The organism is Arthrobacter sp. P1_A5, assembly GCF_056406825.1.
The window spans coordinates 25,471-31,728 of the sequence record NZ_JBFTZL010000020.1; the positions used below are offsets into that span (position 1 = coordinate 25,471).

The window sequence follows — 6,258 nt, forward strand, 5'->3', positions numbered from 1 at the left end:
TCCTTAAGACGACGATGTCTCAGTGGACGCCGGCTTCGTAGCCTCAAGATGGAAGTCCACCGCGAGGATCTGCTGGCTGTTGGGAAACGAGTACGCCTTGAGCGGCTCGTGAAGCGGATGCGTGTTGTATACCGCGATGTCCTCGACCTTTTCGAAGTCCGCCACGATGGCGTAGTCGAAGGAGCGCTCGGTGCTGAGCAGGTCCGGGCCGTGGGTCAGGCTGAGCATTCCGGGAATGTTCCCGGTCATCCTGTTGAGTCCTGTGATCCATGCCTGCTTGTCGGCGGGCGGGAAGTCCGGTTTGAACTTGAAGAGGACGGTGTGGCGGATCATCTCAGGCTTCTATCAGTTCGGCGGGGAGTTCGGCGGGGACCGAGGAACCGGAGACGAACTCGGGGTCCTGTCCGGCGATGGTGCGGCCGGCGAGGTAGCCCATGGTCATGATCGGGCCGAGCGTCGCGCCGGCACCCGGGTACCCTGCGGCGTAGGCGTTTTCGGTGGTGTTGCCGGCGGCATAGAGGCCCTCGATGGGGCGGTTGTCCACGTCCAGGACCCGGGCCCGGCCATCGGTGGCGACGCCGCCGTTCGTGCCGAACGCGCCGTTGACCACTTCCATGGCGTAGAACGGTCCGGTCTGCAGCGGACCGAGGGACGGGTTCGGGTAGGGGTTCTCGTCGTCGCCCCAGTATTTGTCGTACGCGCTTTCGCCCCGGCCGAAATCGGGGTCCTCGCCCTTGACGGCGAACTCGTTGAACCTGGCCATCGTGGCGGCCAGGCTTTCGGCCGGGACGCCGATTTTCGCCGCGAGCTCCTCCAGCGTCGGAGCCTCGATCAGGTAGGCGGGGGTGGGCTGGCCTGCGCGGTGTGCCAAGATGCCGTAGCGCTCCATGTAGGCGTGGTCCACGATCACATGCGCGGGGGTGTTGAGGCTCTGGTTCCTGGCGGAATCCCAGGACTGCAGGCTGCGGGCGAGGTCGTTGTAGTTTTGGGATTCGTTGGCGAAGCGACGGCCGTGGCGGTTGACCATGAGCGAGCCCGGGCCCTGGCGTTCGAAGCGGAGCAGGGTCCCGATCGGCTGCCCGTCGCGGGTGTCGCCGGTAATGGACATTGGCGCCCACCAGGCTTCACGGGTGCCGCGGGTCTGGCCGCCGATCCGCTGGGACATCCGCAGGCCGTCGCCGGTGTTCGAGGGCGGCGAGCACATTGTGTACAGCCGTGAGGCAAGCATGGAGTCGGCCAGTGCCTTGTCCCATTCGAAGCCGCCGGTGGCCAGCACCACGCCGTCGTTCGCCTGGAAGATGTCGCCGGATTCGAGTTCGACCCCGGTCACCCGGCCGCCGTCCGTGAGCAGCCGGTGGCCGCGGGCACCCGTGACGAGGGCGGCGCCGTCGCGGACCAGACTAGCCAGGAGCATGGACACGAGGGCCTGGCCCTTGGCCACGAGCCCGTCGGCCTGGCGCTGGCCGAGGTCATCCCAGGGGAACTTGGTGAACGCTCCCCAGTTTTCATATTCCTGCATCGTGAACGGGGCGCGGCCGTCGGTGCGGACATGGGAGGTGAGCGCGCCGAGGGCTTCCTTGCTGTTGAACAGTTCGGGCTCCACCGTGCGGCCACCCTCCATTGCGCCGGGCAGGTCCTGGCGGTAGTCCGGGAAGTTGTTGAGGAAAATGAAGCGGACGCCGCATTCCTCTTCGACGAAGCGGAGCATCGTGCCGCCGTAGTTCAGGGCGGCGTCCAGGAGCTCTTCCCGCCCACGGCCCCGCGCCACGGCGCGGACATACTCGGCGGCCGCTTCCTTCGAATCGGCGATCCCGGCTTCCCGGGCGTAGTGGTTGTCGGCGACCCAGAGCATGCCGCCGGAGACGGCAGAGGTGCCGCCCAGCAGGGCGCTCTTTTCCAGGACGACGACGGACTTGCCGGCACGTGCGGCGGTGGCAGCCGCGGTGAGGGCGCCGGCGCCGGAGCCGACGACGACGACGTCGTAGCGGTCCAGGTCGGTTCCATGGACGAATTTCATAGGTGATGCCTTTCAGGGAATGAAGAAGTTCCTGCGCGGCCGGTAAGCCGCTCCGGGAAACTGGGGCAAGGGCGGCAGGTCAGGGGTGGAGAGGTCAGACGGCGGTGTAGCCGCCGTCGATCACGAGTTCCGAACCCGTAGTGAAGCGGGATTCGTCCGAGGCCAGGTACAGGACGCCGTAGGCGATTTCGTCCGGTTCGCCCTGCCGGGGCAGCGGATTGGAGCCGACGAGCTGCTTGTAATACTGTTCCGCGCCGATCTCGGACTGTTCGGCGGAGCGGCGGCTCATCCGGGTGTTCATGGAACCTGGATGGATGGAGTTCACCCGGATGCCGTGGCTGCCGTAGGCTGCCGCATCGGACTTGCTCAGCAGCCGGACGGCGCCCTTCGTGGCGTGGTAGAGCGGCACGTTCCGGCCGCCCGTGATGCCATGGATGGACGAAAAGTTGATGATGCTGCCGGCGCCCTTCTCGATCATTCCCGGGACCACGTGCTTGGTCATCAGCCAGACGCCCTTGACGTTGACGTCGAAGATCGTGTCGAAGTCAGAGACGGTGGCGGTGTGGGACGCGCCGGCCGGGCCGATGATGCCGGCGGCGTTGACCAGGATGTCGGGGGCGCCGAGGTCGTCGGTGACGCGGCGGATCGTCTCGGCGACGCTGTCCTCGCTGGTGACGTCGACGTCGTACTCGCTGATGTTTTCGTGAGTGGCGCCGGCCGGGWTGCCGGCAACGTCGAGGCTGGCGACCTTCGCGCCGTGCTCGGCCAGCAGGGCGGCGGTGGCGCCGCCCAGATCTCCGCGGCCGCCGGTGACGATGGCGGTCTTTCCGGCAACGCGGCTCTGTGTGGGGTTCATGTGGTGCTCCTCGTGCTCCTGCAGCATCTTCGCTGCGACTAAGCCAGAGTGACAGTGAGTCTGTGACGGCAACCACACGATTCCCGATGAACGGAAATGGAATGCCTTAGTGGCTTTGGCGGAGGGTTCCCTTGAGTTCTCCCTGCCAGCCGAGGGCCCGCGAAATGCCCCGCGCGGCAGCCATCAGGACGGGTACGCGGGCGGCCGCGTTCTCCTCGTTGCGCGGCACCACCACGCTGAGTGCGGCGCGGATGGTGTTGTCCGGGCCGAAGACGGGGACCGCGATGCCGCTGGACTCCGGCACGATCACGCCGGGCATGGCAGCGAAGCCGCGTTGCCTGATCTCGGCCAGGTGCCGGCGCAGCAAAGCGGGATCGGTCAGGGTGGTTTCGGTGAACTTCGTCAGGGGCCGGGCAAGGATGCGGTCCTGGTAGGCGGCGGGGGAGTGGGCCAGCAGGACCAGTCCGGAGGACGTCGCATGGACGGGGAGGCGGCCGGCGATCTTGGTGATGTCCACAATGGTCTTGTCGGAGCCCAGCCGCTCGATATACAGGACCTCGTCCGAATCAAGGATGCCCAGGGTGGTGGAGTGCTGCACCACGGCCTGGACGTCCTCCATGAACGGCAAGGCGGCCTCCCGCAGCCCCAGCATCTTGGACCCTCGGGAAACGAGTTCCCACATCCGCGTTCCGATATGGATGTCACCTCCAGGTTCGCGCTCAAGAAGCCGCTCGAGGAGGAGTTCGTTAACGAGGCGGTAGGTGGTGGTCACCGGCAGTCCGGTGCGGCGACCCAGTTCGGCGACGCTCATGGAGGTGTGGCTGTCGTCGAAGGCGCTGACGATTCTGACGAACCGTCCGATGATCGACTCGCCCGATGGGGAATTCGCCACACGCCCTCCTCAGGGAACCATATTCCCGCTCAATGGTAATCCTGCTCACGGGGCTGGCCGTCACCGGCTCTACTGGGGGACTAGCATTCAACCCCGGCTGCCGCAGCGAAGCGCGCGGCCGACTGAACGGAGCAAAACCATGAGTATACCCGTCCTCTGTGATGTCCTCGTCATCGGCTCCGGTGCGGCCGGAATGGCCGCAGCGTTGAAGGCCGCCTCGCAAGGCCTGAACGTGATTGTGGCCGAGAAGGAGCAGTATWTCGGCGGCACGACGGCGATCTCCGCGGGCTGGGCGTGGGTCCCCGGCAACAAGCAGGGCGTAGAGCAGGGCGATACCCGCGAGGCAGCGGAGACCTACTTGCGAAGCCTGGCGCCGGAGACGTTCAACCAGACCGGCGTCCGTGACTTCCTGGATACCGTGCCGGAGGCCATCGCCTTCTTCGAGAACGAGACCGACGTGAAGTTCACCTACCCGGAGAAGTCGCCGGACTACAAGATGGACCTGCCCGGCGCGAAACTCTCAGGGCGGGCAATACTGCCGCAGGATGTCGACGCACGCGTGCTGGGGGACAAGCGGCTCCTGATGCAGCCCTACATGAGTTCCTACACCGTCTTTGGCTACATGCCGCAGGTGGGTCCGGACATCAACGAGTTCTTCCACGTCAACCAGTCGGTCAAGTCGTTCGTCTACGTGGCGAAGAAGTTGTTGCGCACTTGGGCCGATGCCGCCCGCTATAAGCGGCCGGTCCTGCGTTCCAACGGCAACGCGCTGATGACCCGCATGGTCAAGAGCGCCGATGACTTGGGTGTGCGACTCTGGAATTCATCTCCTGTCCTCTCCCTGACCAGGGACGACGCCGGCACTATCACCGGAGCGGTCATTGGGGGAGACCACGCCGCGACTGTGGCCGCACGGCTCGGCGTTATCCTCGCTGCCGGTGGTTTCTCCGGCAACAAGGAACTGCGGAAGCGGTACTTCCCGCACGACGCCGACGGTGACGACCACTTCACCCCGACCGTGGGCCACGGCGGTGACGCTGCCACCCTGGCAATCAGCGTGGGCGGGCACATCGACAACTCGGTGTTCAGTGTGGGGTCCTGGGCGCCGGTAACTGTCTTCAAGTACCTCAGCGGTAAAGAGCGCCTCTTCCCGCACCTGCGGGCCATCGGGCTGCCGGGACTGATCGCCGTCGACCGTCACGGCAAGCGCTTCGGGAACGAAGCCCTGAGCTATCACGACTTCGGCGGGGCCATGATCGAGCACCACAAGGACGAGGACAAGACGTTCGGGTATGTGATTGGTGACGCCAGGACGATGCACAAGTACGGCATCGGCTATGCCAAGCCCTGGCCGATGCCGCGCGGCTACTTCTACAAAACGGCCTACCTGGTCAAGGGGGACACCCTGGCGGAGCTGGCAGGCAAGCTCGGCATCGACGCCGCGGGTTTGAAGGAGACTGTGGCCGGGTTCAATCCGGCAGCGGAACGCGGCGAGGACCCGGCGTTCGGCCGTGGCTCCACCCTGTACAACCACTTCCGCGGCGATATGGAACACAAGCCGAACCCCAATCTGGCCCCTGTCGGCAAGGGCCCGTACTATGCGGCCAAGATCCAGATGGGCGACCTTGGCACGTTCGCCGGCATCGGCGTCAACGAACGCTCCGAGGTAGTTACCGAGGAGGCAACCGCCGTTCCCGGCCTGATCGCCGTCGGTGCGGCAGCGGTCAGCGTCTTCGGCGGCGGCTACCCTGGCTACGGCTCCCACATCGGCCCGGCCCTGGTGTTCGGCTACCGGGCGGGACGCGACGTCGCCAAACTCGCCGCCGATCGCGGTGTAACCCGCGCGGCCGGCGTCTGACGCCGTAGGCCGGGGGAGTCCATCATGGCGAATTCGCCCTCGACGGCGTCACCGTCACTCTGGCGCCGGAAGAGTAGCCGCGGGGTCCGGTAGCCGGATAGCGAAGAGGCCGTCATTCCATCTGCATACATTGGGGGATGGAACGGCGGATTATCCTACGCCTGCGGATCCGTCACCAGGATCCGCACCGCGCACAGGTCCGCGGCGRCCTTCTTCAGCACTGCGGCGCGCGGATCCGGGACGTCGAGGAACGCCAGCCTCGGCCGTGCCGCGTACTGCTTCAGAACCGGTTCGGCGAGGACCTGCTCGGCAAGGGTCCGGTCGCCGCCGGGAGCCAGATACTCGATCGGGTGCTCCGCGAAAATCCGCCCGGCGTGCTCGGCGACGGCCTCCACCAGGGCATCGGCCTGGTTGGCGCGCCGCCGGGCAAARCGYTGYTGGGACCAGCCGCCGGCMGCCGTCCGSGACTGRACGTGGCGCGTGCCGGTCTTGGACGCCAGCACGGTGCCGGCGCTGACCACAGCCACCGAATATCCGCCGCGGCGGACCAGCACGGTGCCGATGCTCCGCGACTGKGACGCCAGGGAAGCGAGGCGGGCGACGGCGTCGCCGCCGCGCCCAGGACGGCCGTCCGC

6 protein-coding genes are annotated in these 6,258 nt (G+C 66.6%); 1 reads left to right on the forward strand and 5 read right to left on the reverse strand.

Going from position 1 to position 6,258, the window contains the following annotated elements; genetic code table 11:
- Positions 1-3: 3 nt before the first annotated feature.
- The 4 genes from AC1D1S_RS06075 to AC1D1S_RS06090 all read right to left on the reverse strand — a co-directional run bounded on the left by AC1D1S_RS06075 (position 4) and on the right by AC1D1S_RS06090 (position 3,765).
- On the reverse strand, positions 4-333 hold the full coding sequence (locus tag AC1D1S_RS06075) for a Dabb family protein (protein ID WP_243177359.1): 330 nt from the start codon (positions 331-333) through the stop codon (positions 4-6).
- 1 nt (position 334) lies between these two features.
- The gene (gene chcC1 / locus AC1D1S_RS06080; RefSeq protein ID WP_476993968.1) at positions 335-2,017 is read right to left on the reverse strand and encodes a 4-oxocyclohexanecarboxylate 2-dehydrogenase; all 1,683 of its coding nucleotides are present in this window, start codon (positions 2,015-2,017) and stop codon (positions 335-337) included.
- Between the two features lie 94 nt (positions 2,018-2,111).
- Positions 2,112-2,873: an SDR family NAD(P)-dependent oxidoreductase gene (locus AC1D1S_RS06085; protein ID WP_476993969.1), complete on the reverse strand. Its 762-nt coding sequence runs from the start codon at positions 2,871-2,873 to the stop codon at positions 2,112-2,114.
- A gap of 106 nt (positions 2,874-2,979) precedes the next feature.
- Positions 2,980-3,765: an IclR family transcriptional regulator gene (locus tag AC1D1S_RS06090; protein ID WP_243177362.1), complete on the reverse strand. Its 786-nt coding sequence runs from the start codon at positions 3,763-3,765 to the stop codon at positions 2,980-2,982.
- 139 nt (positions 3,766-3,904) lie between these two features.
- Between AC1D1S_RS06090 and chcC2 the strand changes: the two genes are divergently transcribed.
- Positions 3,905-5,623 carry a 4-oxocyclohex-2-ene-1-carboxylate 5-dehydrogenase gene (chcC2, locus tag AC1D1S_RS06095; RefSeq protein ID WP_476993970.1) on the forward strand — a complete coding sequence of 573 codons (1,719 nt, stop codon included), beginning with the start codon at positions 3,905-3,907 and terminating at the stop codon, positions 5,621-5,623.
- Positions 5,624-5,778: 155 nt separating this feature from the next.
- On the opposite strand, the gene AC1D1S_RS06100 is transcribed toward chcC2, so the two are convergent.
- On the reverse strand, positions 5,779-6,258 hold a 480-nt coding region (locus tag AC1D1S_RS06100), incomplete at its 5' end, for an acVLRF1 family peptidyl-tRNA hydrolase (protein ID WP_476993971.1).

What these genes read in the sequence shown, in the direction of transcription:
- AC1D1S_RS06075 (WP_243177359.1), bottom strand. Translation starts at nt 333, where the DNA reads ATGATCCGCCACACCGTCCTCTTCAAGTTCAAACCGGACTTCCCGCCC.
- chcC1 (WP_476993968.1), bottom strand. Translation starts at nt 2,017, where the DNA reads ATGAAATTCGTCCATGGAACCGACCTGGACCGCTACGACGTCGTCGTC.